Genomic DNA, 24241 nt, shown 5'->3' with positions numbered 1-24241 from the left:
GAACGGGGCGCGGATCAGCGCGAAGCAAGGCGGTCGATGGCGGCGGCATAGCCTCGATGGCCATGCTCGAGCGTGCGCGCCACCCGTCCGGTGGTGGTCACGCTGACGCCGGTGCGCTCGTGGATCTCGCGGTACGGCACGCCCTGCTGCAGCAGCGGCACCACCTTCCAGCGGTCGGCCATGGCTTCCAGCTCGGCCGGAGTGCACAGGTCGCGCAGGAAGGCTTCCACCTGCTCCGGCTCGCGCAGGGCGGCAAAGGCCCGGGCCAGGGCTTCCAGGTCGGCCTTGGGGTCTTTGGCGGCAATCTCGGGGCGGGCTTTCACGGGGCTGTTTCCATGCATCAATGTAATAGCGCGTTAGTACATTAACGCATTCTTGCGCAGCGCGTCAAATCTGGGGGAGGCTGGGCGGCGCTGCCCCTGCGCCAGCTGCATGCGAAGCAAGGTCAAATGCCAGGTTGCTGAGGGTTGGCGGGGGCGGATCCGTTTCTGGAGGAAAACCGCCCTGATCCCAGGCAATAGCAAAAAAAAACGCCCACCGGGTGGCGGGCGTTTTCGTGGCGTGGTGGCGCGCGGCCAACCGCCCGTTACATCACCTTCGACTGCTCCAGCTCGACCTGCAGGGTGCTGGCCAGCTCGTCGCGGGAGACTTCGAACTGCTGCTCGCGCACCAGGTCCTTCACCGCCACCACGCCGCGCGCCAGCTCGTCTTCACCGGCCAGCACCACGAAGCGGATGCCCGCCTTGGCCGCGTACTGGAACTGCTTGCCGATCTTCTTCGGCTCCATCTGCACTTCGGTATTGATGCCACCGGCGCGCAGGCGACGCGCGATGTCCAGCGACTGCGGCATGCCCTGCTCGTCCATCAGCGCCACCAGCGCCTGAACGCTGCTGGCCTCGATGCCATCGATCAGGCCAGCCTCGCGCAGCTGCCAGAACAGGCGCGACAGGCCGATGGAAATGCCCACGCCCGGCAGCTTCGACTTGCTGTAGTGGCTGGCCAGGTCCTCGTAGCGGCCGCCCGAGCAGATCGAGCCGATCTGCGGGTGGTCGGTCAGCGTGGTCTCGTAGACGGTGCCGGTGTAGTAGTCCAGGCCGCGCGCAATGGAGAAGTTCAGGCAGTATGCGGTTTCCGGCACGCCCAGCGCCTGCACAAGCTGCAGCACCTCGCGCAGTTCGGCCACGCCAGTGCGCAGGATCTCCGAAGAACCGGCGTTGGCTTCAAGCGTGGCCAGCTGCGCCAGTGCATCGGCATGCCCGTGCGAACGCACGGCCACGAATGCCAGGATCTTCTCGACCTGCTCGCCCGGGATGTTGAAGCCCTCGCCCACCAACGTCTCGCGCACGTAATCGGCGCCGCGCTTGTCCAGCTTGTCCACCTCACGCAGCACCGCCAGCTGGCGCTCGCCTTCGGCCACGCCCAGGCTTTCGAAGAAGCCGCGCATCAGCTTGCGGTTGTTCAGCTGGATGTTGAAGTCACCGATGCGCAGTTCCGAGAACACGGCGTGGATGACCGCCAGCACTTCGGCATCATAGCGAACGCTCAGGCTGTCCTTGCCGATCACGTCGATGTCGCACTGGTAGAACTCACGGAAACGGCCGCGCTGGGCGCGCTCGCCGCGGTACACGCGCTGCATCTGGTAGCGACGGAACGGGAAGGTGAGTTCGTGTTCGTGCTCGGCCACGTAGCGCGCCAGCGGCACGGTCAGGTCGAAGCGCAGCGCCATTTCCGGCAGCGAACGGTCACCCGATTCGGCGGCGTTGGCCAGCGCACCGGTGGACTGCACGAAATACACCTGGCGCTCGGTCTCGCCACCGGACTTGGTCAGCAGCACGTCGGACAGCTCGAACACCGGCGTCTCCACCGGCAGGAACCCGAAGCGCTCGTAGTTGCGACGGATCACGTCCAGCATTCGCTGGAACGCAATCTGTTCGCGCGGCAACAGTTCAAGGGTGCCGGGCGGGGTACGGGGCTTGATCACGGGCGGAACTCCTGCTGGAACGGGACGTGGGAGGGGGCGACATTCTAGCGCCCCCGCCTCGGGCAGGGTCGAACGGCCGCTTGAAGTATCATAAGGCCCTCCCCGCCCGCGATACGCCCCCGCAACATGTCACGGCCTTCCGGCGCTCCGCCCGCCACCAACGATCCCGCCTCGCCGTCCTGCAACACGCTGGACTGCCTGCACTGCTCGGTTCGCCACCTTGCGGTGTGCTCGGCGCTGTCGCCCGATGAAGTGCAGGCACTGGAACAGGTCACCGTTTCCCAGCAGGTCAGCATGGGCAGTACCCTGGCCCGCACCGGCGAAGAGCGCGACCATGTCTATACATTGACCGCTGGCGCACTGCGACTGGTACGCACCCTGGCCGACGGCCGCCGCCAGATCAACGGTTTCGTGCTTCCCGGCGACTACCTCGGACTGAGTGGCAGCGACCATCACCGCTACGACATCGAAGCCATCGCCGACAGCCGCGTATGCCGCGTCGCGTTGCCGCAGATGAAGGCGCTGCGCAGCCGCTTCCCGCACCTGGAGCGCAAGCTGCTGCAGCGTGCCTGCCAGGAACTGGATGCCGCGCAGGACGCTGCACTGGCGCTGGCACGCCTGCAGCCGGCAGAGAAGCTGGCTGATTTCCTGCTGCGCCTGGCCGCGCGCGAGGCCAGGCTGGGTGGTGACGGCCTGCGCGTATCGCTGCCGATGGGGCGTGGCGATATCGCCGACCACCTGGGCCTGACCATGGAAACGGTCAGCCGCACCTTCACGAAGCTGCGCCAGCAGGGATTGATTGCCCTGCCCCATTTGAACGTGGTGGAGATCCTCGATGAGGATGGACTGCGCACGCTGGCCGGTGAAGGGTTGATCTGACCGCATCGCGGTTGGTGGGGTTGCCGGCCAGCGGCCGGCACTACCGGACTGCATCCATCCGGTTGCGCCCAACCCGCGTTGCAGCCTCCCGGTAGTGCCGGCCGCTGGCCGGCAACGCCAGATGCCTTCGATCAGCGTAGCAACACCTCACGCAACGCCGCGTAATCGGCGGCCAACAGTTCGGCGTGCGCCGGCTGCTGCAGCAACACATCCAATGACGGCGGCACCGCCACCGTTTCGCCGATCAACGGCTCCACCACCGCCTCGAACTTGGCCGGATGTGCGGTAGCCACCACCGCCCAGTCGCCCTTGGCGCCGCGCGCACGCAGGCCCTGCAGCACCTTCACCGCCGTGGCCGTGTGCGGGCAGAACAGCTCGGCGCTGCTGGCATGCGCTGCCGCAATCGTCGCGCGGATGGTCACGTCATCCACCGAGAACGCGCGGAAGGCAGCGCGCAGCCCGGCATCATCACCGTGATAGAGCCAGCGCAGGCGTTCGAAGTTGCTTGGCGCCCCCACATCCATTGCGTTGGCAACCGTGGCCACACTGGCCTGCGGCTGGTAGTCGCCACCGTTGAAGTACGCCGGCAGTACCGCATTGGCATTGGTGGCCAGCACGATCTGCCCGATCGGCACGCCCAGCGCGCGCGCCAGCACGGCCGCCATCGCATTGCCAAGGTTGCCGGTCGGCACCACCAGGTTGAGCCGGCGACGATGCAACGCGTAGTGGCTCAGTGCCGTATGTGCGTAGTAACTCATCTGCGGCAGCAGGCGACCGAGGCTGATGCTGTTGGCCGAGCTCAGCGGCACCTGTGCCTGCAGTTCGCGGTCGGCCAGCGCCTGCTTGACCATGGCCTGGCAGTCGTCGAAGGTACCGGCCACGCGCAGGGCCTGGACGTTGTCACCGAAGCAGCCGAGCTGGTGCGCCTGGCGCGGTGACACGCGGCCATCCGGATACAGCACCACCACGCGTACGCCGGGCTGGCGATGGAAGGCCGCGGCAACGGCGGCGCCGGTATCGCCAGACGTGGCGACGACGATGGTCAGATCACGGTCCTTGCCGGCCTGCAGCCGCGACAGCGTACCGGCCAGGAAGCGCGCACCGATATCCTTGAACGCCGCCGTCGGCCCATGGAACAGCTCCAGCACATGGTCACCGTCGCCGAGTGGACGCAGTGGCACCGGGAAGTCGAACGCCTCGCGGCAGATCGAAGGCAGCGCTGCCTCCAGAGCATCACCTGCGAAGAACGGTGCCAGCAGATCGGCGGCGGTATCGGCCAGCGTTGCGCCGGCCTGCAGCTCACGTGGCGCCGGCAGCACCTGCGGAACATACAGCCCACCATCGGGCGCCAATCCTGCAGCGATAGCCGCACTGAGGCCGACGGCCGGGGACTGGCCGCGGGTTGAAACAAATTGCATAGGTTGGGTATCCAGTAAAGGGGAAGGATTCAGCACAAGCGGGCTCCCGGTGCATCCAGCGGCGACACCCAGGCATCGCTGTCGAAACCGGCGGCGGCAAATGCTGCCTGCACCGGTGCGGCAGCGGCGCGGGCCTGGTCGGCGTCCTCGAACCAGGCGAACACGCTGGGGCCAGCGCCCGAAATGCCCGCGCCCATCGCATGCGCAGACAGCGCCGCATCGCGTGCGGCCTCGAAGCCCGCAATCAGGCCGGCGCGGCGAGGCTCCACCAGCACATCACGCAGGCCTGCGCGGACCAGCGCGGCGTCGCTGCGATGGCAGCCACTGAGTACCAGCGCAAGGTTCGCACTCTGTGCCACGAATTCACCCAGCGCATAGCTGCCTTGCAGCGCCTGGCGTGCCAGACGGGTTTCCAGCACCGCGTGCGGGTGCACCAGCAGGCTGTGCCAAATGGCTGGCACAGGGATCGGCAGCAGGCGGTCGGCCGTGCACAGTGCAAGCCCGCCCAGCAGCAATGGCCCCACGTTGTCACCGTGACGGCCACCACTGGCCACCGCCTCGCCATCCAGCGCAAATGGATACAGCGCCTCGCGCGTCAGCGGCGCATCCAGCAGCGCATTGGCGGCGACCAGCGCCGCGACACTCGAAGCTGCCGAACCGCCCATGCCGGAACCGAACGGGATGCCCTTATCGATCTCGACTGCGAAACCGAAATCCAGGCCCAGGCCTTCGCGCAGCGACATCAGCGCAGCCCCGGCGGTGTTGCCGGCTGCGTCCAGTGGCAGCGCGACAGCACTGCCACGGATCGCATCGATCCGCACCGCCGGCTCGTCGATGCGGCGCACGCTCACGGTATCGCCGATACCGGCAATGGCATGGCCGAGAATGTCGAAGCCCACTGCCACGTTGGCCACCGAGGCAGGCGCGAACGCACGTGCGATCACAGCCGCGCTCCTTCACCGGCGGCGACCCGCAGCAGGTCCGCGAACACACCCGCTGCCGTCACCTCCGGACCCGCACCCGGACCCTGCACCACCAACGGGTTGTCGCAGTAGCGACGGGTACGGAACTGCACCACGTTGTCGGTCAACCGAAGGTTGGCGAAAGCGTGGTCGGCGGGCAGTTCCTGCAGGCCCACCGAGGCACCGTCAGCGCCCAGCTGTGCCACGTAGCGCAGCACCGCGCCACGCGCCCGCGCGTCCTGCAACCGCTGCAACAGGCTGGCATCGGACTCGCCCAGCCGCGCCATGAAGTCATCCACGCTGCCGTCGCGCAGCAGCGCCGGCACCAGGCTTTCCACCTGTACCTGTTCCAGGCTGAGCGCGTGGCCGGCCTCGCGGGCGAGGATCACCAGCTTGCGCGCCACGTCCACGCCCGAAAGATCGTCACGCGGGTCCGGCTCGGTGTAGCCCATCGACCGCGCCTGCGCGACCAGCTGCGAGAACGGCTGGCTGCCATCGAAGCGGTTGAACAGCCAGGCCAGCGTGCCGGAGAAGATGCCTTCGATCGCCAGCACCTCGTCGCCCGTATCGACCAGATCACGCAGCGTGGTGATCACCGGCAGGCCCGCGCCCACCGTGGCTTCGTAGCGGAAGCGCGCACCACTGGCCGCCGCAGCAGCGCGGATGCGCTGGTAGCGCGGCAGTGGGCCAGCACCGGCTTGCTTGTTCGGGGTCACCACGTGGATGCCGGCTGCCAGCCAGCCCTCGTAGCGCTCGGCCACCTCGGCGCTGCCACTGCAGTCGATCACCACCGCATGCGGCAGGTGCGCGGCCAGCAGGTGTTCGGTGAAGCGATCCAGATCGCTGGACTCGCCGGCGTCCTGCAAGGCCTCCCGCCAATCGGCGTGCAGGCCATCCACTTCCAGCCGCATGCGCGAACGCGAGGCCAGCGCGCGCAGGCGAAGATCCACATTGGCCTTGGCCAGCAGCTGCGGGCGGGCCGCCAGCAGCTGGTCCAGCAGTGCCGCGCCGACGTTGCCCGGCCCGATCACACCGACCGCGAACGTCTGCGGCGACAGCCAGAAGCCCGCATGTGCGGCCCGCAATGCGCGGGTGGCATCGGCACTGTCCACCGCCACAGAAATATTGCGCTCCGACGAGCCCTGCGCGATCGCCAGGATGTTCACCTGCGCGCGTCCCAGCGCCTCGAACAGGCGCGCCGCCACACCGGGCTGGCCGGCCATACCGTCGCCCACTGCCGCCAGCACGCTGACGCCCTCGCTGACCTGCACGCGCTGCACCTGCCCTACCGACAGTTCATGCGCGAACGCATGCAGCAGTGCCTCACGGCCACGCGCCGCTTCGGCGGCGCGAACCACGCAGCAGATCGAATGCTCTGACGAACCCTGCGAGATCATCACCACCGACACCTGCGCCTGGCGCAGCGCCGCGAACACGCGCTCGGCGGTACCGGGCACGCCGATCAGGCCGGTGCCCTCCAGGTTCAACAGGGCCAAGCCGGGGCTCAGGGTCAGGCCCTTCACCGGCCCGCGCGGCGAGCGCTCGGCGCTGATGCGCGTCCCCGGATGCGCCGGCTGGAAGGTATTGCGGATGAAGATCGGCAGGCCGAGGCGGATGGCCGGCGACATCGTCTGCGGGTGCACCACCTTGGCGCCGAAATAAGCCAGCTCGCAGGCCTCGTCGTAGCTCAGTGACTCCAGCTGCACCGCCTCGGGCACCAGCCGCGGGTCGGCCGACAGCACGCCGTCGACGTCGGTCCAGATGTGCAGTTCATCGGCATTGAACAACGCGGCGAAGATCGCGCCGGAATAGTCGCTGCCGTTGCGGCCTAGCGTGGTGATGCGGTCATGGCGGTCACGGGCAACGAAACCGGTGGCGACCAGGCGCATCTGCGGATGCCGCAGGCGCCACTTGGCCAAGCGGTCCGCGCTGGACTCCCAGTCGACATCCACACCCAGTTCGCCATGCCCGACCACCAGCACGTCGCGTGCATCGAGTACCGCACAGTCTTCGCCCAGGGCACGCAGGTGGCTGCCGAGCAGCTGTGCGGAAAACACTTCGCCCAGGCCCTGCACACGGTCGAGCACTTCGCGCGGCAGCTCGCCGATCACCGCCAGCGCCGCCAGCACTTCGGCCAGCTGATCGAAGCGGGCGTCGATCCATTCGACCGTCTCGCCGACCTGCTCGCCCAGCAGCGCCACGGCGGCGCCGCGATGGCGCGCGCGCAGGGCATGCCACGCCTCGCGCCAACCTTCGTCGCCCTTGGCCGCCAGCTGCGCCAGATCAATCAGCGCGTCAGTGACGCCCTTCATCGCCGAGACGACAGTGACCTGCAGCGGTTCGGGGCGGGCCAGCAGCAGGCCGGCAACATGGCGATAGCGTTCGGCATCGGCCACCGAGGTGCCGCCGAACTTGTGCACGACAGTGGACGGCGCAGCCAGATCGGCCGGGGCAACGGGATGGGCGGGGGCGTGGGAAGACATGCAGACCTCGGCAGGAGGCCCCGTCGCATGCAGGTGTCGAGTTTCCCCGCCACCTGTATGGTGCGGGGCCGTGGTTTTCGGGAGTTACACGAAGACGACGGGCCGCACCAGGGCAGTGGTGACGGTGGTGGTGGTAATGGTGGTGGTGGCGACCGGCGCAGTCGAACGGCCCGCAGTGGCGGGGGCGATCAGGCTGGCGCGGGCGGCATCAAGAACCATGACGCACAGAAAACACTGTGCGCCGGCCCGCTGTCAAGTCCTGCGATGCAAAAAACCATTGCGGCGATCATCGGCTAACGTGCGTACATTTGGTTGCAACTGAGACCAAGCGCGCATCAGCACGCTTGTCGACCGGATTCAGCCGGCATGTTCGGCGATCGCCCGCGGCGTGCGATGGGCATGCGCGCACAGCATCACGCCGGCCATCAGCAACACGATGGCCAGCGCTTCCAGCAGCGACGGCCAACGCTGTTGCCAGGCGAAGGCATACAGCAGTGCGAACAGCGTTTCGAACACGATCATCTGGCCAGTCAGGGTCAGCGGCAGCAGGCGGCTGGCGCGGTTCCAGAATGCGTTGCCGAGGATCGAGGCCACCACTGCCACACCGGCGCTGATCGCCCAGAACCCACTCCACTGCGCCGCCGAATGGCTGCCGGTGTGACCGATGAAGGCCATCGGCACCAGCAGCAGGGCCAGGCCGCCAGTCGTCACGCCGGTCAGCAGCGACCAGTCGTGGCTGGACAGATCCGGTCGGCGCGCCAGCCAGCGGCTGTTGCCGATCGAGTACAACGCCCACGAGAACAGCGCGCCGAACGCGCACAGCAGGCCGATCAGGCGCTGCCGCCACGGGGTGGCCAGGTGCTCGGACATCAGCGCTTCCCAGCCAACCAGTCCCACGCCGAGCACGCACAGGCCCAGCGCCGGCAGCAGCTGCCTCAGCGGCACCGCCCCCTGCTCGCGCACGCCAACGAGGGTGACCACCACCGGGATCAGGCCGACAATCAAGGAGGCTGCAGCGCCACCAGCCCACTGCACCGCCACGGCCAGCAGCAGGAAATAGACCAGGTTGCCTGCCAGGCTCAGCCACAGCAGGCCGATCCATTCGGCACGGCCCAGCCGCGGCGCCAGCCGCTTCCATCGCGGCAGCAGCAGGGCTACGGCGATCAGGCCATAGACCAGGTAGCGACCAGCGGAAAGTTGCAGCGCATTGAAGGACTGAAGCACGGCAGGTGCGAGAAAGACCACGCCCCACAGTGCGCCAGCGGCAACGCCATTGGCGATGCCCAGGGCCATCGGGTTGTTGCGCATTCGGGTTCTTCGGGGGAGAGAGACCAGGCCGCGCAGTGTAAGCGCTGGCCGGTAGGGGCTCTTGACCCAGGCTATTGCCTTGTCATCTCTGTAGAGCCGAGCCAATGCTCGGCTGCGATTGGCCGCTGTGCAGATAGGGGCAGCCGAGCGTGGGCTCGGCTCTATAGATCAGCCGGCGCTCCTGCGCCACGCAGCCGGGGTCTGGCCACACTCGCGGCGCAGCGCACGAGTCAGTGCGCTCTGCTCGGAATAGCCTGCGGCCAGCGCGATATCGCTGATCGGCGCCGTACTGGTGCGAAGCTGGTGCTTGGCCCAGCGCAGCCGGCACGCGCTGAGCCATGCCTGCGGGCTCAGCCCGAACTCGCGCTGGAACAATGCGTGCAACCGGCTCTCGCTGACACCGACAAATCCGGCCATCCGGGCAACCGGCCAGGCCCGGCCGGGATCGGCCTGGACCGCCGCACACAGGCCCTGCATGCGCGCGCCACTGCCCGCCGGTGCAAACACCTGCAGCAGCTGCGGCAGCAGCGCCGGCATCGGCTGCCCTGTCTGCACGTCGGCCAGGCACCGGCGCAACGCCAGCGGCAGATGCAGCCAGCGCTGCCGGCACAGATGCTCCTGCGTGCCGTCATCAAGCACGCCTGGAGGACAATCAACGATCACGAAACCATTGGGGCCGTCCGCCATCTGGTCATGCGCTTCGCCGGCAGCAACAAATGCCCCCTGCAGCAGGTCCAGCCGACCGCCGCGCCCTTCCATCTCGAACTGCAGCTCGCCCTGCAGCGGCAGAACCCACTGCGCGTAGTCATGGCGGTCCAGGCCGGTGGCCTGCCCGTAGTGCCGCAGATGGAAGATGGCGCCCATCCGGGCAGTGTGCGCGTGTAACAACGGCCGTGCAAACCGCTGCTATAGTCGGTCCGTCATCCAACGCAGGGAGTGCAGGTCATGACCCATCAGCAGCTGTCCCTGGTGCTTGCCACCAGCCTCGGCCTGGCGCTCACCGCCCCGGCCTCCGCTCAGGAACGTACCCCACCGGCGCCGCACTGCATGGACGCGGTCGGCGTCCAGGAAGTGGAGCAGGCGTCACCGCGTTCAATCGCCCTGCGAGCCGCCTCGGGCCAGGCTTATCGGATCGACTTCAGCGAGGAGTGCCCCGGCGTCCGCGGTGCCACCACGCTGAAACTTGAGGCGCCCGCTGGCTGGGCCTGCGGTCGCCCCAGCGAGCGTGTGGTGGTCGATGGCCGCACCTGCGCGATCAGCGCGGTGACCCCCGTGCAGGATCGCGACTACGCCAACGTGGCCCGCGACAGCGACCGCCTGCGCATGGCCACCCTGCCCGCCCTGACCATCCGCGAGCGCAGGGACATCCGCCGCAGTTTCGGTGGTTCGCCGTCGTACTGCTTTGCCACGCGCAACGTGCGCGCGTGGTCGTCCGACCCGCAGGGCATGCTGGTGGAGACCAATCCGCATCGCAATGGTGGTCACCGCTACTATCGCGTGGAGCTTGGCAGCCACTGCCGCCAGCTCGACCGTGCGCCACAGCTGAGCTTCCACTCCGGGATGCAGAACGGCCTGATCTGTGGCAATCCGGGCGATCGCATCCTTACCGCCGGATTCGAGAAGGGTGACCTGCGCAACGATGCACTGGCGCCGCTGCCGCAGTACACCCACGGCGGCTGCACGATCCAGGCGGTCTATCCGGCTTCCAGCCAGGCGTCGAACTAACCGTCGACGCCGAGGAAGGTGAACGGTGCGCTGGGTACGAACTGGCCCAGCGCATCGCCGGCAAAGGTGTTGCGCTGGTCCTTGCCGAGGTCCAGCTTGAGGACCTGGCCGCCGAAGTCGACCTTGTTCAGATCAACCCAGAAGGTGTTCGGGGTCAACGCCGACTCGAAGAAGTACAACCGCCGCTTGTGGTCGGCTACGGTGCGCCAGCGCGTGGAAGAAATGTTCGGCTCGCCTGGCGTGGTGATGCCATACGGCACCGATGCATTGCGGATCACGCTGAACACGCTGGCCAACGCCATCACCGGGTCTTCGGCCTTGGGAATGGCATTGATGTAGAACGAGGCGCGGGCGAAGCGGTCGGCGGAACGGTTGGTGCCGGGCAGCATCACCGTGCCACCGATCTGCTGCCAATAGCTGTTCAGCGCCAGCTGGTGCTCGAAGATCGGCGAGTTGGTCATCACCTGGTAGCGCCGGTCATGATGGATCACCTGGCGACCGCCGATGTATTCGACGATCGCGCTGTCGCCGCTGGCATCGGACAGCGACAGGTGCAGCGTCGCCTGGCGGTCTTCGCCGGGCACCTTGTCGGTGACGATCGAGTACGGCTCGCGCTTCAACGCGGTGACCGCCTCTTCAACGGTAGCGAAATTGTCCAGCACATACTGCGCCCACAGCGAAATCGCCAGGCCCGGCTTGTTGCCACGCTTCTGCGGATACTCCGATTCGACCAGCCACAGCAGGTTGGCCACCAGGCCCTTTTCGTTCATGCCGTCGGTGGTCGACACATCGTAGCCGGTGGCCACCACGCTGCCGTAGCGCGCGGTCCACGCCAGCGACTTCGGGCCGGCCTGGCCGGTGCGCGCAATGCCGCGCGGCAGTATGTAGAGGTTGGTCGCCACATCGACCTTCCAGTCCATCGAGCGCGCGGTGATCACATCGCCGTTGTCACCCAGGTACACCGCACGCGTGCAGGCCAGTGCCGGCGTGGTCGCGGACGCCAACGCCACGGCCAGCATCACCTTTCCTTTCCAGTTCATCCGTGCCATGCACTACGCTCCTTTCCCCGTGATGCATGATCTGATGCGATCCAGGGTGACACCGGAGTGAAGCCTCAGCGCGCGAACCGATCGTGCGCCCAGAAGCCCAGGACCATGGCAGGCACGAACCACAGCGCCTCGCGCGATGCCGCCGCCAGCCCCGCGATGGCCGGACCCGGGCAGTAGCCGGCCCATCCCCAGCCGATACCGAACAGTGCGGCACCCAGCAGTAGACGCGTATCGACATCGCGCGCGGTGGGCAACTGGAAGCGCAAAGCGAACCACGGCCGCGCGCGCCGCAGCGCCCAGCGCTGGCCGGCCGCACTGACCAGCAGCGCCGACCCCAGCACCCATAGCAGGGTGGGATCGAAATCCCCGGTGACATCAAGGAAGCCGAGCACGCGACGCGCATCGGTCATGCCGGAAAGGGCCAGGCCTGCGCCGAACAGCGCACCCGCTACAGCGGCAGCAGCCCTCGGACGACTCATGCCAGGGCTCCACCGTGCCGGGCCAGGAAGGTCGTCAGCATCGCGAACGCCATGAATAACAGCACCGCCAGCGACGATCGCTTCGAACCGCGCGCCAGGCCACACACGCCGTGGCCACTGGTACAGCCGCTGCCCAAGCGGGTGCCGAAGCCGACCAGCAGGCCGGCGCCGACCAACTGCCAGGCCGGCAATGCATCACGCAGCAGTGCGCGCGGCGATGCCGCGGGCACCGACTGCCACCACAGCACCAGCCCCGCCGATGCCAGCAGGCCGGCCAGGAATGCCCAGCGCCAGCCACGCTCGCCTTCGGCTGCCCGCAGGCTGCCCGCGGCGATGCCGCTGACGCCCGCCACGCGCCCGATGCTGGCCAGCAACAGCACCGCAGCGGCACCGATCAAGGCGCCGCCGGTGACCGCACCCCAGGGCAGGTTCATGCCCGACCCTCTTCGCCACCGCACATGGAATTGCTCCTTAATTTAGACTACTCTAAATTAGATCATCCTAAACAAAGGAGTCAACATGGTCCGGTCCCTGCCCGACGGCGCAGCCATGGCCGAACACGCTTCAGAGGCAGCCACGCTGCTCAAAGGCCTGGCCCACCCCGCCCGGCTGCGGGTGTTGTGCCGCCTGGTCGAAGGCGAGGCGGCAGTAGCGGAGCTGCAGGCGCTTACCGGGCTGAGCGCGTCGGCGCTGTCCCAGCACCTGGCGGTACTGCGCGCGATGAAGATCGTGGCAACCCGGCGCGAGGCACAGGCGATCCACTACCGGGTGGTCGAAGGGCCTGCGCTGGGTGTGCTGCAGGCCCTGCACGCTGCCTACTGCGGCCGGGCGTGAGGTTGAATGTCAGCCGGCATGCAGCGCCGGCTGCACCACCGTGTCCAGCAGGTCGACCGGTGTCGGCGCCGCGCGATCCCCCTCCAGCGCCCGGCTGAAACCGGCCCAGTCGCTGGATGACAACTGGCGCAGCAGCGCTGCCTCCACCGGCAACGCCCGCATCGACCAGTAGGGAAACTGGCGCTGGCCGAGGCGGCCTCGCGCCAGCTCGATGATGTCGATGTGACTGCCGGCCTGGAGAATGCGCTCATACACCGAGTCGATGCCATCCGGCGGCCCCTCGATGTACTGCAGGAAACGATTGCCATCGTGCAGCAGCACTCCGGTCACCCCCGCCATCTTGTTGAAACGCGCAGCGTCTTCGACCAGCGCCTGCAGGCGTTGGCTGGAGAGCTCCGGCAGCGCCCGGCTGATGTAGGCGATGGCGCGCAATGGCATGGTGCTTCCTTGGCTGGGTGTGAACGCACGGTAGCAGTTGCGGACGAGCCCGTCTCAATACGCCCGCCCGTTCCCTGAAGAATTCAGGTTGCGATGGCGCCCGCCCCGTCCCACCGCCGCGGCAGCACGGCCTCGAACACGACCTGGCCTGCCTCGTTGCGCGCCGCGATCCGGCCGCCGTGCGCGCGCACGAACTGATCCACGATGTACAGGCCCAGCCCCAGTCCCTTGCTCTGGTGGAAACTGGCCTTGAACGGCTCGAACAAGCGCGGCAACAGCGCGTCATCAATATGGCCGGCATTGCTCACCCGCAGCACCACCGCGCGGGCATCGTTGCCATCCAGCTGCACGTGTGCCTCGCTGCCATGCGTCAACGCATTGCCCACCAGGTTTGCTGCGATCTGGCCCAGGCGGTCCATGTCGCCTTGCAGGCGCGTGTCGCCGACGGCGTCGAAACGAATGCGCTCCTGACCGTGGGCACTGCCCGCTTCGGCGATCACCGCACGGGTGACCTCACGCAGGTCGCAGGCGGTAGCCTGCAGCCGCAGGCCACCACTGCGGATCCGCGAAAAGTCCAGCAACTGCTCGACCATCCGCGCCATGCGCAGGGTACTGGCCTCCAGATGCGCCAGTGTCTGCTGCGCGCTGCTGTTGTTCGCCGGAAGCTCCAGCGCCAGCTTGTCGGCACACAACAGGATCGCCGACAACGGCGTGCGCAGGTCGTGGGTCAACACGGCGGCCATCGTCTCGTTGAGCTTCAGCGCCCGCTCGAGCGCCTCGTTGCGGGCCTTCAGCAGCTGGCGCTGCTGGTACAGCTCGATGAAGACGTTGACCTTGCTCAGGATGACCTGTGGTGCCACCGGCTTGTGCAGGAAATCCACCGCACCGGTTTCGTAGCCCTTGAACGCACGCAGCGGATCGTCCGGCGAGGCGGTCAGGAAGATGATCGGCACCGTGCGGCTGCGATGCGAGCCGCGCATCAGTTCGGCCAGGGTGAAGCCATCGATCTCGGGCATGTGCACATCGAGCAACGCCAGCGCCACCTCGTGCTCCAGCAGCAGCTCCAGCGCCTCCGCGCCCGAACCGGCCAGCAGCAGGTTCACGCCCTCGCGCTGCAACAGCGCCTGCATGGCCACCAGATTCTGCGGCACGTCGTCGACGATCAGCAGGTTGACCGGGGACTGCGACTGCGCAGGGTCCGGCGGCAACAGGTTCATGCAAACAGCTCCTTCAGGCGACGACACATCAGTTCAAGGGGCAGCACGGCATCGGCACCAGCGTGCTGCAGGGCGGAGGCCGGCATCATCGATGCCTCGGCCTCCTCGGGACATTGCAGCCAGGCTCGACCACCGGCGCCGCGCACTGCGGCCACCCCTTCACTGCCATCGCTGCTGGCGCCGGTCAGCAGCAGGGCCAGCACCTGGTCGCCGAATACGGCCGCTGCCGATTCGAACAGCGGATCGATGGCCGGGCGCGAGAACAGCACCGGCGCGTCCACCGACAGCGCCAGCGAGCCGGCGTCTTCCACCAGCAGGTGGTAATCCGGCGGCGCGAAGGTCACCGTGCCACGCAGCAACGGCTGCTTGTCTTCGGCCTCGCGCACCGGCAGCGCGCAGTACGGTGCCAGCACTTCGGCGATGCGGCTGCTGCGATCGCGTGGCAGGTGCAGCACCGCCAGCACCGGCACCGGCAGCGTCGCGGGCAGCGCGCCGAGCACCGCCTGCAGGGCCGCGACGCCACCGGCCGAAGCCCCGATCACCAGTACGGCCGGGGGTGTCGGCGTGGCCATCAGGCCACCTTCCGGTACAGGCGATGCTCGCGCGAACAGACCTCGAACGCATCGTGGTGGCACCCGAACTGCAGCGACTCCTTGCTGCCCAGGCCCAGGAAGCCGCGGTGCACCAGCGCTTCACGGAACAGGCCCACCGCGCGGTCCTGCAGGTCGCGGTTGAAATAGATCAGCACGTTGCGGCACGACACCAGGTGTACTTCGGAGAACACCGTGTCGGTGGCCAGGCTGTGGTCGGCAAACACCACGTTGCGGCGCAGCTGCCGATCGAACACCGCGCCATCGTAAGCCGTGGCGTAGTAATCGGACAGCGACGCGGCGCCACCGGCCGCCAGATAGTTGCGGCTGAACTGCGCCATCCGGTCGATGCCATAGGCCCCGGCTTCCGCCGTGGCCAGCGCCGCTGGATTGATGTCGGTGGCGTAGACGATGCTGCGCTCGAGCAGGCCTTCCTCGTGCAACAGGATCGCCAGCGACCAGACTTCTTCGCCCGTGCTGCAACCGGCCACCCACAGCTTCACCGACGGATAGGTGCGCAGTACCGGCACTACCTGCTCGCGCAGCTCACGGAAATAGGCGGGGTCACGGAACATCTCCGAGACCTGCACGGTGAAGAACTGCATCGCCTGCGCGAACAGGTCCGGCTCGTGCAGCAGGCGGTGCTGCAGATCGGCCAGCCGCCCGCACTCATAACGCTGCATGGCCTGGCGGATCCGTCGGCGCAGCGACGACACCGCGTAACTGCGGAAATCGTAGTGGTAGCGCTGGTACAACGCTTCCAGCAGCACCTTCAGCTCCAGGTCGAACAGGGCCTGCTCGTTCATTGCCGCGAGCACCAGACCCGGCACAGCGATACCAGCTTGTCGACGTCGATGGGCTTGGCGATGTAGTCGTTGGCACCGGCCTGCAGGCAGCGCTCACGATCGTCCGGCATGGCCTTGGCGGTCAGCGCGATGATCGGCAGGTCCTGCAGGTGGCGTTGCGCGCGGATCTCCCGCATTGCGGCCAGCCCATCCTTCTCCGGCATCATGATGTCCATCAGCACCAGGTCGACCTCGCGCTCGGCCAGGCGATCCACCGCTTCCTGGCCATTGCGCGCGATCTCCAGGGTCACGCCCAGCGGTTCAAGCACACTGGACAGTGCGAAGATGTTGCGCACGTCGTCCTCGGCCAGCAGCACCGTCCGACCGTCGAGCACAGTATCGCGACGGCGCGCCTCGCGCAGCAGGCGCTGCTGGTCGGTCGGCAGGCTGGCCTCCACGCTGTGCAGGAACAGGGTGACCTCGTCCAGCAGGCGCTCGGGCGAACGTGCGCCCTTGATGATAATGCTCTTGGAATAGCGACGCAGGCGCTGCTCTTCCTCGCGGCTGAGCGCGCGACCGGTGTAGACGATCACCGGCGGGAAACCGACATCGTCGTTGCCGGCCATGTGCTCGAGCAGGTCGTAGCCACTGCCGTCGGGCAGCGACAGGTCCATCACCATGCAGTCGAACGTGACCGTGCTGAGCTGTTCCAGTGCGCCGGCCAAGGTGCCCACCGCGACGATCTGCAGCTGGTCGCGGCCCAGCAACAGTTCCAGGTTGCGGCGCAGCTCGCTGTCGTCCTCGACGATCAGCAGCCGCCGCACGTCGCGTTGGCTGGTCTGTTCCAGCTGCTCGATGGCCGTCACCAGCCGCTCGCGCGTGGTCGGCTTGATCGCAAACCCGATCGCGCCCAGCTCGCGCGCCACCTGGCTGCGATCCGTGGCCGAGACCACATGCACCGGGATATGGCGGGTATCCGGGTTGCGCTTCAGCCGCTCCAGCACGCTCAGCCCGGACACATCGGGCAGGCCGATGTCGAGCAGGATGCCATTCGGGCGCAGTTCGCTGGCCAGGGCCAGCGCCTCTTCCGCCGTGCCCGCCACCACACAATCGAAGTCCAGTTCATGGGCCAGCGCCACCAGCGCTTCGGCGAACGTGGCATCGTCCTCCACCGCCAGGATCAGGCGACCGGCGCGCTGCCGGCGACCACGGTCGTCGGCCACGCCGGCCGTCGCAGTGACCGGCGCTGCCGCGCCCGCAACGCGCACGGGCGCGGCTGGCAGCACGGCCGGTGCCGCCGGCGGCGCTGCCAAGGGACCCTCGGCAGCGTCAGCCGCGCTCGCGGCGGGCGCACCCTGCAACGGCAGCTCCAGGATGAAGCAGCTGCCGCGTCCGGGCTCACTGTCGACCTGGATGCCACCGCCCATGCGCTCGGCCAGATCGCGCGAGATCGACAGGCCCAGCCCGGTACCGCCGTAGCGACGGCGGGTGCTGCCGTCGGCCTGGCGGAAGGCTTCAAAGATGACGTCCAGCTGCTCGCGGGCAATGCCGATGCCGGTGTCGCAGACCTCGAACCGGATGCGGCCGTTGCCGCCGGCACGCACGTGCAGGCTGACCTTTCCATGCTCGGTGAACTTCACTGCGTTGGCCAGCAGGTTCTTCAGGATCTGCTGCAGCCGCTGGCTGTCGACCACCAGCTGGGTCGGTGCCAGCGCGTCGGCTTCGATCTGCAACGCCAGGCCCTTCTGCCGCGCCATCGGTTCGAAGGTCTCGCGCAGGCGCTGCAGCGCGCTCTCGACCACCACCACTTCATCGGACAGTTCGACGTGGCCGGCCTCGATGCGCGACAGGTCCAGGATGTCGTTGATCAACGCCAGCAGGTCGTTGTTGGACGAGAGGATCGCACGCGCGTACTTCACCTGCTCCTCGGTGAGCGTGCCATCCTTGTTGTCGGCCAGCAGCTTGGCCAGGATCAGCGAGCTGTTCAGCGGCGTGCGCAGCTCATGCGACATGTTGGCCAGGAACTCGGACTTGTAGCGCGAGGTCGCGGCCAGCTCGTTGCTGTTGCGCACCAACTGGCTCTGCGCCACCAGCAGCGCCTGCTTCTGCGCCTCCAGCTCGTGGGTGCGCTCTTCCAGCTGCACGTTGCTCTGTTCCAGCTCGGCCTGCTGTTCTTCCAGGTGGCTCTGCGACTGGAGCAGGCTGCGGCTCTGCTCTTCCAGTTCTTCGTTGGCCACGCGCAGCTCTTCCTGCTGGGCCTGCAGCTCTTCACCCTGGCGCTGCGACTCTTCCAGCAGCACCACCAGTTGCGCACGCAGCAGCGATGCGCGCAGCGCCATGCCGACGGTCTCCGCACAGCGCTCCAGAAGTTCGCGATCCAGATCACGCAGTTCGCCCACCTTGGCGCGACCCAGCTCGATGACCCCGACCACCGCGCCATCGCTGCTGATCGGCGCCAGGATGCGCTCGCGCACCGGCAACCGGCCGAGGCTGGTCTGCAGTTCAAGCACGGCGGCATCATCGCCGTGCAGGTGGCGGATGCGTTCATCACGGGCGACCTGCCCGGCCAGCCCTTCGTGAAGGGCCAGCGACGCTGGCGTTCCCGCAGGCAAGGCGACGCCACCGGTCAGCTGCAACCGCCCGCCTTCCAGTCGGTAGACCGCACCTACCTCCGCGCCGAGCTGCGCGGCCAGGCTTGTCGCTGCAGCCTCGGCGATCTGTTCCGGCCCCAGGTCACCGCGAAGGCTCATCGCCACCGCGTTCTCGGCTTCCTGCAGCCAGAGCGCGCGCATTGCCTGGCGCCGGGCCTGGATCGCGCGCGAGACGATCAGTGCGATCATCAGGAAGGCACAGCCGCCAATGGTCCGGTTGACGAAGGAGAACGCCGAGTTGGAACTGGCGGGCGCGACGTTGAAGCCGATGACCAGCAGGAGGCAGGACAGCAGGGCCACCACGAACGGCGCCCGCGCGCTGCGCTGGAACACCGTGACGCCAACAGCCAGGAAGTAGGCCAGCCATACGGCATAGCCGAGCGGGACGACCAGTTCCAACGCGATGGTCGCGGCCAGCAGCACAGCGGACGTCATCCAGATCCAGCGGTCACGCGTAGTCGCACCAGGACGCATGCAGGTCGGTTCCAGAAGGCAAAGGGTGGAAGATGGTACTCCGTGTCGCATTCAGCCGCACAGGACAAATGGCACGTATCAGGTGTGCACGCATCCTTCACACTTGAATGCCTAGCTTCACGTCCCTCACAGGGGTAACACTTATTTACACGTGGACGCAGCTGCCTCTACGACGTCCGTGCTGACGGACCCTTCCCGACAACTGCGACTGCTGATCGACAGCGTGCGCGATCATGCGCTGTACCTGCTTGATCCTGAAGGCATCGTCTGCAGCTGGAACCCCGGCGCCGAACGCATCAAAGGCTATTCAGCCGACGAAGTGGTGGGAACCCACTTCAGCCGCTTCTATCTGGCCGCCGACCGCGAGGCCGGCGAACCGCAGCGCCTGCTCCGCGTCGCAGCGCAACAAGGGCATGTCGCCAGCGAGGGCTGGCGGGTACGCCGTGATGGCTCGTCGTTCCGCGCCAGCGTGGTCATCGAGCCGGTCGTCGAAGCGGGCGAACTGCTCGGCTTCGTCAAGATCACCCGTGACATCACCGAGCAGTGGCAGGCGCAACGGCTGCTGCGTGATGCCCAGCGTGCGCTGCGCAATACCCAGCAGTTCGAAACGGTCGGCCGGCTCAGCCGCGGCCTGTCGCACGAGTTCAACAACCTGCTGACCACCATCGGCAACGCGCTGGACCTGCTGTCGCTGCGCGTCAGCGGTGACGATGCACGCGCCGCCGAGCTGCTGGATGCCGCGCAGGCGGCCACTGACCGTGGCGCGCTGCTGACCCGCCAGCTGCTGGCCTTCAGCACCGGTCAGACCCTGATCCGCGAACCGGTGGACATCAATACGCTGGTGCGGCAGTGGCTGCCGGACCTGCAACGCGCCTGCCCGCCCACGGTGACGCTGGATGCCCATCTCACCCCCGGCCTGCCGCAGGTGAGCACCGATGCGATGCAATTGCAGACCGCCCTGGCAAACCTGGTGGCCAATGCCGTGGAGGCCACCGCCGATGGCGGCCGCATCCTGATCGGCACCGCACTGGAACATCGCCTCGACCCGGATGCGGACACCACGCTGCAACGCGGCTATGTCACCCTCAGCGTCTGCGACGAAGGCCACGGCATGGCCGCCGACATCGCCGAGCGGGCCAGCGAGCCCTTCTTCACCACCAAGGACATCGGCAAGGGCAGCGGCCTGGGCCTGAGCCAGGTGTTCGGATTCACTACCCAGAGCGGCGGCTTCGTCGATGTGTCCACCACCCCCGGTGTCGGCACCACGGTCAGCCTGCTACTCCCCGCAACAGAGGATGCAACCGATGACCGATGAACCGATCCGCGTACTGATGGTGGAGGACCAGAACGATCTGCGCGAGATGATCGGCATGGCCCTGCGCGATTTCGGCATCGAGGTATCCACCACCGCCGACGGCCATGAAGCTGCCGCGTTGCTGAAAGGCGACGCACGTTTCGACGTGGTGTTCAGCGATGTCAGCATGCCCAACGGCATGTCCGGTATCGAGCTGAGCGAGCATGTGGCGCGCGAACAGCCGCAGGCGCGGATGATCCTCTCATCCGGATACGCGCGCTCGCAGCTGCCGCCATTGCCCGATCAGGTGGAATTCCTGCCCAAGCCGTATCGTTTGCGCCAGCTGGTGGAGCTGCTGAAGCAGGATTGAGGAAGGCCGGTCCAGCGCTCGACGGCCCTCATCCCTGACGCCCCATCGGCTTGCAATTATCCTGCGGGCAATGGTGTGCCCTGAAGGCCGCCACGCCGGAGCAGCGTTCAGCCCGAGGTGCGCTGCATGAACAGAAGGTCGGGGGTCGAGAACGCTTCAACCTGCTGGAAACCGAGGTCCCGGTACAGCGCCACGGCAGCCGTGTTGTCACGATAGACGCGCAGGGTGAGCTGCTGCACATCCGCTTGGCCCAGGGCCTGTGCACTCAATGCCTGCATGAGCAGCCGGCCAAGGCCGCGCCCGCGTGCCAGCGGGGAAACGATTATGCGGCCCAGATGTGCGGTGCGGGCGTCAGTCATCCAGTATTGGCCGAATCCAACGCAGGTACCCCGCTCGTCCAGCAGCGCCCAGCCTGGGCGCGACCCGAGTTCGAGCACCTGCGCGAACCGTTCCGGCAGCAGGGGAAACGGCACACCGGGGCCTGCCCAGCGCCGGGTCGCCTCGGCTGATTCAGGCCAGTTGGCCACGATGGCGTAGTGCGACGGCTGGACGGGGCGAAGCTGGGGGCTCATGGCGTTCATGGTGCGTCATCTGCGCCAGGCCTACACGCTGCGCGGCCGCATTTGGGATCTGCCATAGGGCAATAGATTCCAGACGCGCCGCCATCACGCCCCGTGTGCCGCCGCACCCAGCCCAGCCCGGTTTCGCGTGTTCAAAGGCCTCGGCGCGTTTCCCGTTGCCCCGCCCTCTGAAGCGGGTGTTTTCGCGACTGATCGGGCGCGTGACCGGCAGCCACGCCCACGTGGATTCGCGTCATGGCCTGCGCGGCGGCGGCGCTGGGCTGTCTGGGGAGGACTGCCTGCCGCTGCCGTCCGGCGAGCGGTTGCCATGCGGCTGTAGCAGATGGTGACCCCGGCCCGATTCGAACGGGCGACCTTCCCCTTAGGAGGGGGACGCTCTATCCAGCTGAGCTACGGGGCCATTGGCAGCGGGGAAGGATACCGCGTCTGGCTGAATGGACCAAGCGCGTGTCGTTCTGCGAATCGCCCGGACCCGATATGCTGGCCCGCCGCGACCCGTTGTGAACTGGATGTCCGACGTCTGGCGAACCCTCTCCGCCCTTGGCGACAGCCGGTGGCTGCTGCCGATGGCCTTGGTGCTGCTGATCACCCTGCCCCGCGCAGACGCACGTCTGAAATGGCGATGGTTGCTGGCCATCGCCGTCACCGCCGGCGTCACGCTTGCTTCGAAGCTGGCCTTCATGGGCTGGGGGATTGGCATCAAGAGCGTGCACTTCACCGGCTTCTCCGGGCACGCCGCGATGTCCAGCGTCATCTATCCGGTCGTTGGCGCGCTGCTGGCGGGGACCAGCAAGCTCCCCCGGAGAATCGGCCTGGTCATCGGCGTGCTGCTGGCCACCGCCATTGCCTGGTCACGAATCCCGTTGCATGCGCATAGCCTTTCGGAGGTCATTGCCGGGCTGATGCTTGGACTGGGCTGCAGCACGTGGGCAATGCACACCGCGGGCCCCTCGTCTCGTCCCAACGCAGTGGCAGCCGCTGCTGCCGTACTCGCGGGAATGGTCCTGCCCCTCGCCTTGCCCGATGTCCACACGCACCAACTCGTCATCGCGTTGGCAAAGCTCATCTCTGGCAGGGCCGAGATCTTCCAGCATTTCTGAGAACTGCCAACGCGACCGCACAATTCCTTCACGTTCCTTGACAGAGCAAATGAATAGCAGCCAACATAGCGGTGGAAAAATTTCCCTCACGGAGTAGGAGACCCCGTAGATGAAGAAGATGATTGCCGCCCTGGCCCTGCTGGGCCTGTCCTCGCCGGTGTTCGCCCAGGAAGCTCCTGTCGCCGCCGAAACCAGCGCCGAAGTTGCTGGTGCTGAAGCTGCTGGCGCTGCCGCCACCGGCACCCTGACCACCGTCGCTACCGTGGGCCTGGGCATTGCCGCTGCTGGCGTGCTGTACAGCGTTGCTGCGGACAGCAGCAAGGACGACGCGGGCAACAACGGCGGTACCGGCACCACCAACCCGCCGACCGGCACCACCGGTACGACCGGCACCACCGGCACCACCGGCACCAACTGATCGGTCCGCCGAAGCAGTAACCCCGCCCTCGCCGGGCGACGTTCGGCGAGGGCTTTTTCATGCCCGATCGGGCCAGGAACAGATTTCGATGGACTGCAAGCGTTTCGTAGCCACAATGACGGTGGCACTCACCCTGACCGGCTGCATGTGGGCGCCAGGCCAGCATCTTCGCTCGAGCACCTTCGCTCGCGATGATCAGCCCATTGGCAACGACCAGATCGAACTGATTCCGATCACGCCCAAGTTGATCGCCATGGAGCGCGCCACCCGCGACGTCACGGCGCTGCCCGCTGCCCTGACCCAGTATCAGCCAGGCCCCTACCGCATCGGTGCTGGCGACATTCTCTACATCACCGTCTGGGATCACCCCGAACTGACCGTGCCAGCGGGCCCGCAGCAGCAGCTGAACGCCGCAGGCCGCCTCGTGCAGTCCGACGGAACGCTGTTCTATCCCTACATCGGCAAGATCACCGCAACGGGCAAGACGCCCGGCGAACTGCGCGAAGAGATCTCCACCAAGCTGGCACGCTACATCGAAGCGCCGCAGGTGGACGTCTCCATGTTGACCTATGCCAGCCAGCGCGTCTGGGTCACCGGCGCCTCGCGCCAAGCCGCCACCGTTCCGCTGACGGTAACGCCGCTGACGATGGGCGATGCCATCAGCCAGGCAGGCCTTGACCCGGCACAGGCCGACCTCTCCGGCATTCGCCTGACACGTGATGGCACCACCTACACCATCGATCTCGATCGGCTGGGTCGCAGCGGCGGCGGTGACACCAATGTGTTCCTCAAGTCCGGCGATCACATCTACGTGCCTTATCTCGACCACAAGGAAGTATTCGTGGTTGGCGAGGTCAATCAGCCGGGTGCAATGAACTTCAAGACCGGCGAAATCTCCCTGAGCCAGGCCCTTGGACGTGCGCGCGGCCTGCTGCAGACCACGTCGAATGGCAACGCTGTCTACGTGATCCGCGGCTCGAACGACCTGCAGAGCACTCCGTCGCAGGTGTTCCATCTGGAAGCCAAGTCACCGACCGCATTTGCCGTGGCCAGCCAGTTCGACCTGCAGCCCGGCGATGTCGTGTTCGTCGGCGCCGCTGGCGTGACCCGCTGGAGCCGGTTCGTGAACCAGCTGCTGCCGTTCACCTCCATCATCAGCAACGCCGCCAGCGCGCGCAGCGACCTGGACAAGTAAGGTGGCCCGC

At 67.2% G+C, this 24241-nt stretch carries 25 protein-coding genes and 1 tRNA gene; 9 read left to right on the top strand and 17 right to left on the bottom strand.

The features are described 5' to 3' along the window. Positions 1-14: 14 nt before the first annotated feature. Together AC5P6A_RS07980 and hisS are read right to left on the bottom strand one after the other, a co-directional pair. Positions 15-323: a YerC/YecD family TrpR-related protein gene (locus AC5P6A_RS07980; RefSeq protein WP_005416326.1), complete on the bottom strand. Its 309-nt coding sequence runs from the start codon at positions 321-323 to the stop codon at positions 15-17. Positions 324-586: 263 nt separating this feature from the next. Continuing rightward, entirely contained in the window at positions 587-1981 is a 1395-nt protein-coding gene (gene hisS, locus AC5P6A_RS07975; RefSeq protein WP_329843105.1) for a histidine--tRNA ligase, read from the bottom strand. 126 nt (positions 1982-2107) lie between these two features. Between hisS and AC5P6A_RS07970 the strand changes: the two genes are divergently transcribed. After that, positions 2108-2860, top strand: coding sequence for a Crp/Fnr family transcriptional regulator (locus AC5P6A_RS07970; RefSeq protein WP_058982370.1), 753 nt, complete (start codon positions 2108-2110; stop codon positions 2858-2860). 131 nt (positions 2861-2991) lie between these two features. On the opposite strand, the gene thrC is transcribed toward AC5P6A_RS07970, so the two are convergent. Genes thrC through thrA form a run of 3 tightly spaced genes read right to left on the bottom strand, consistent with a single transcriptional unit; the run spans position 2992 to position 7723 of the window. Beyond that, a complete protein-coding gene (gene thrC / locus AC5P6A_RS07965) occupies positions 2992-4278 on the bottom strand; it encodes a threonine synthase (protein ID WP_329843107.1) in 1287 nt (428 codons plus the stop codon). A 29-nt stretch (positions 4279-4307) separates the two neighbouring features. After that, positions 4308-5222, bottom strand: a complete 915-nt coding sequence (locus AC5P6A_RS07960; RefSeq protein ID WP_329843108.1) for a homoserine kinase — start codon at positions 5220-5222, stop codon at positions 4308-4310. After that, positions 5219-7723 carry a bifunctional aspartate kinase/homoserine dehydrogenase I gene (thrA, locus tag AC5P6A_RS07955; protein WP_134735656.1) on the bottom strand — a complete coding sequence of 835 codons (2505 nt, stop codon included), beginning with the start codon at positions 7721-7723 and terminating at the stop codon, positions 5219-5221. The genes AC5P6A_RS07960 and thrA overlap by 4 nt, the downstream gene beginning before the upstream one ends. A gap of 27 nt (positions 7724-7750) precedes the next feature. Here thrA and AC5P6A_RS07950 point away from each other — a divergent pair, with 27 nt between their 5' ends. Continuing rightward, positions 7751-8020, top strand: coding sequence for a hypothetical protein (locus AC5P6A_RS07950; protein WP_329843110.1), 270 nt, complete (start codon positions 7751-7753; stop codon positions 8018-8020). Between the two features lie 60 nt (positions 8021-8080). On the opposite strand, the gene AC5P6A_RS07945 is transcribed toward AC5P6A_RS07950, so the two are convergent. Both AC5P6A_RS07945 and AC5P6A_RS07940 read right to left on the bottom strand, forming a co-directional pair. Continuing rightward, entirely contained in the window at positions 8081-9031 is a 951-nt protein-coding gene (locus tag AC5P6A_RS07945; RefSeq protein ID WP_188249766.1) for a DMT family transporter, read from the bottom strand. A gap of 168 nt (positions 9032-9199) precedes the next feature. Next, a complete protein-coding gene (locus tag AC5P6A_RS07940; protein WP_021202843.1) occupies positions 9200-9895 on the bottom strand; it encodes a helix-turn-helix transcriptional regulator in 696 nt (231 codons plus the stop codon). Between the two features lie 81 nt (positions 9896-9976). On the opposite strand from AC5P6A_RS07940, the gene AC5P6A_RS07935 reads away from it, so the two are divergent. Continuing rightward, complete coding sequence (locus tag AC5P6A_RS07935; RefSeq protein WP_021202844.1) at positions 9977-10756, top strand: DUF6491 family protein; 780 nt, start codon at positions 9977-9979, stop codon at positions 10754-10756. Here AC5P6A_RS07935 and AC5P6A_RS07930 read toward each other — a convergent pair. The 3 genes from AC5P6A_RS07930 to AC5P6A_RS07920 all read right to left on the bottom strand — a co-directional run bounded on the left by AC5P6A_RS07930 (position 10753) and on the right by AC5P6A_RS07920 (position 12718). Then, a complete protein-coding gene (locus tag AC5P6A_RS07930; RefSeq protein ID WP_134735658.1) occupies positions 10753-11805 on the bottom strand; it encodes a linear amide C-N hydrolase in 1053 nt (350 codons plus the stop codon). The two genes, AC5P6A_RS07935 and AC5P6A_RS07930, sit on opposite strands and share 4 nt — an antisense overlap. A gap of 65 nt (positions 11806-11870) precedes the next feature. Continuing rightward, a complete protein-coding gene (locus AC5P6A_RS07925) occupies positions 11871-12284 on the bottom strand; it encodes a DUF6691 family protein (RefSeq protein ID WP_329843113.1) in 414 nt (137 codons plus the stop codon). Further along, positions 12281-12718: a YeeE/YedE family protein gene (locus AC5P6A_RS07920; RefSeq protein WP_329843115.1), complete on the bottom strand. Its 438-nt coding sequence runs from the start codon at positions 12716-12718 to the stop codon at positions 12281-12283. Before AC5P6A_RS07920 ends, AC5P6A_RS07925 begins: the two co-directional genes overlap by 4 nt. A gap of 85 nt (positions 12719-12803) precedes the next feature. Here AC5P6A_RS07920 and AC5P6A_RS07915 point away from each other — a divergent pair, with 85 nt between their 5' ends. Then, positions 12804-13118, top strand: a complete 315-nt coding sequence (locus AC5P6A_RS07915) for an ArsR/SmtB family transcription factor (RefSeq protein WP_019661400.1) — start codon at positions 12804-12806, stop codon at positions 13116-13118. A 9-nt stretch (positions 13119-13127) separates the two neighbouring features. Here AC5P6A_RS07915 and AC5P6A_RS07910 read toward each other — a convergent pair whose 3' ends face one another. The 5 genes from AC5P6A_RS07910 to AC5P6A_RS07890 form a co-directional block, all read right to left on the bottom strand. After that, positions 13128-13556 (bottom strand): BLUF domain-containing protein, encoded by a 429-nt coding sequence (locus AC5P6A_RS07910; RefSeq protein WP_019661399.1) that lies wholly within the window; start codon positions 13554-13556, stop codon positions 13128-13130. Between the two features lie 83 nt (positions 13557-13639). Next, complete coding sequence (locus AC5P6A_RS07905; protein ID WP_019661398.1) at positions 13640-14773, bottom strand: hybrid sensor histidine kinase/response regulator; 1134 nt, start codon at positions 14771-14773, stop codon at positions 13640-13642. After that, positions 14770-15345 (bottom strand): chemotaxis protein CheB, encoded by a 576-nt coding sequence (locus AC5P6A_RS07900; RefSeq protein WP_019661397.1) that lies wholly within the window; start codon positions 15343-15345, stop codon positions 14770-14772. The genes AC5P6A_RS07905 and AC5P6A_RS07900 overlap by 4 nt, the downstream gene beginning before the upstream one ends. Further along, the gene (locus AC5P6A_RS07895; protein WP_019661396.1) at positions 15345-16169 is read right to left on the bottom strand and encodes a CheR family methyltransferase; all 825 of its coding nucleotides are present in this window, start codon (positions 16167-16169) and stop codon (positions 15345-15347) included. The genes AC5P6A_RS07900 and AC5P6A_RS07895 overlap by 1 nt, the downstream gene beginning before the upstream one ends. After that, positions 16166-19273 carry a response regulator gene (locus AC5P6A_RS07890; protein ID WP_329843118.1) on the bottom strand — a complete coding sequence of 1036 codons (3108 nt, stop codon included), beginning with the start codon at positions 19271-19273 and terminating at the stop codon, positions 16166-16168. The genes AC5P6A_RS07895 and AC5P6A_RS07890 overlap by 4 nt, the downstream gene beginning before the upstream one ends. A gap of 151 nt (positions 19274-19424) precedes the next feature. On the opposite strand from AC5P6A_RS07890, the gene AC5P6A_RS07885 reads away from it, so the two are divergent. After that, positions 19425-20588 (top strand): two-component system sensor histidine kinase NtrB, encoded by a 1164-nt coding sequence (locus tag AC5P6A_RS07885; RefSeq protein ID WP_425423335.1) that lies wholly within the window; start codon positions 19425-19427, stop codon positions 20586-20588. Then, positions 20578-20937 carry a response regulator gene (locus AC5P6A_RS07880; RefSeq protein ID WP_021202849.1) on the top strand — a complete coding sequence of 120 codons (360 nt, stop codon included), beginning with the start codon at positions 20578-20580 and terminating at the stop codon, positions 20935-20937. The genes AC5P6A_RS07885 and AC5P6A_RS07880 overlap by 11 nt, the downstream gene beginning before the upstream one ends. Positions 20938-21044: 107 nt before the next feature. Here AC5P6A_RS07880 and AC5P6A_RS07875 read toward each other — a convergent pair whose 3' ends face one another. Together AC5P6A_RS07875 and AC5P6A_RS07870 are read right to left on the bottom strand one after the other, a co-directional pair. Next, on the bottom strand, positions 21045-21509 hold the full coding sequence (locus tag AC5P6A_RS07875) for a GNAT family N-acetyltransferase (protein ID WP_329843174.1): 465 nt from the start codon (positions 21507-21509) through the stop codon (positions 21045-21047). Positions 21510-21841: 332 nt separating this feature from the next. Further along, positions 21842-21918, bottom strand: a tRNA-Arg gene (locus AC5P6A_RS07870). 109 nt (positions 21919-22027) lie between these two features. On the opposite strand from AC5P6A_RS07870, the gene AC5P6A_RS07865 reads away from it, so the two are divergent. The 3 genes from AC5P6A_RS07865 (at position 22028) to AC5P6A_RS07855 (ending at position 24231) form a co-directional block, all read left to right on the top strand. After that, positions 22028-22618: a phosphatase PAP2 family protein gene (locus tag AC5P6A_RS07865; RefSeq protein ID WP_010484750.1), complete on the top strand. Its 591-nt coding sequence runs from the start codon at positions 22028-22030 to the stop codon at positions 22616-22618. Between the two features lie 109 nt (positions 22619-22727). Further along, positions 22728-23036 (top strand): hypothetical protein, encoded by a 309-nt coding sequence (locus AC5P6A_RS07860; protein WP_010484749.1) that lies wholly within the window; start codon positions 22728-22730, stop codon positions 23034-23036. Between the two features lie 88 nt (positions 23037-23124). Further along, on the top strand, positions 23125-24231 hold the full coding sequence (locus tag AC5P6A_RS07855; protein WP_329843120.1) for a polysaccharide biosynthesis/export family protein: 1107 nt from the start codon (positions 23125-23127) through the stop codon (positions 24229-24231). Positions 24232-24241: the final 10 nt, after the last annotated feature.

Source organism: Stenotrophomonas sp. YJH_SMC_20 (genome assembly GCF_059367845.1).
Note: the sequence above shows the minus strand (reverse complement) of the source record. Positions and strands in the feature narration are given on the sequence as shown.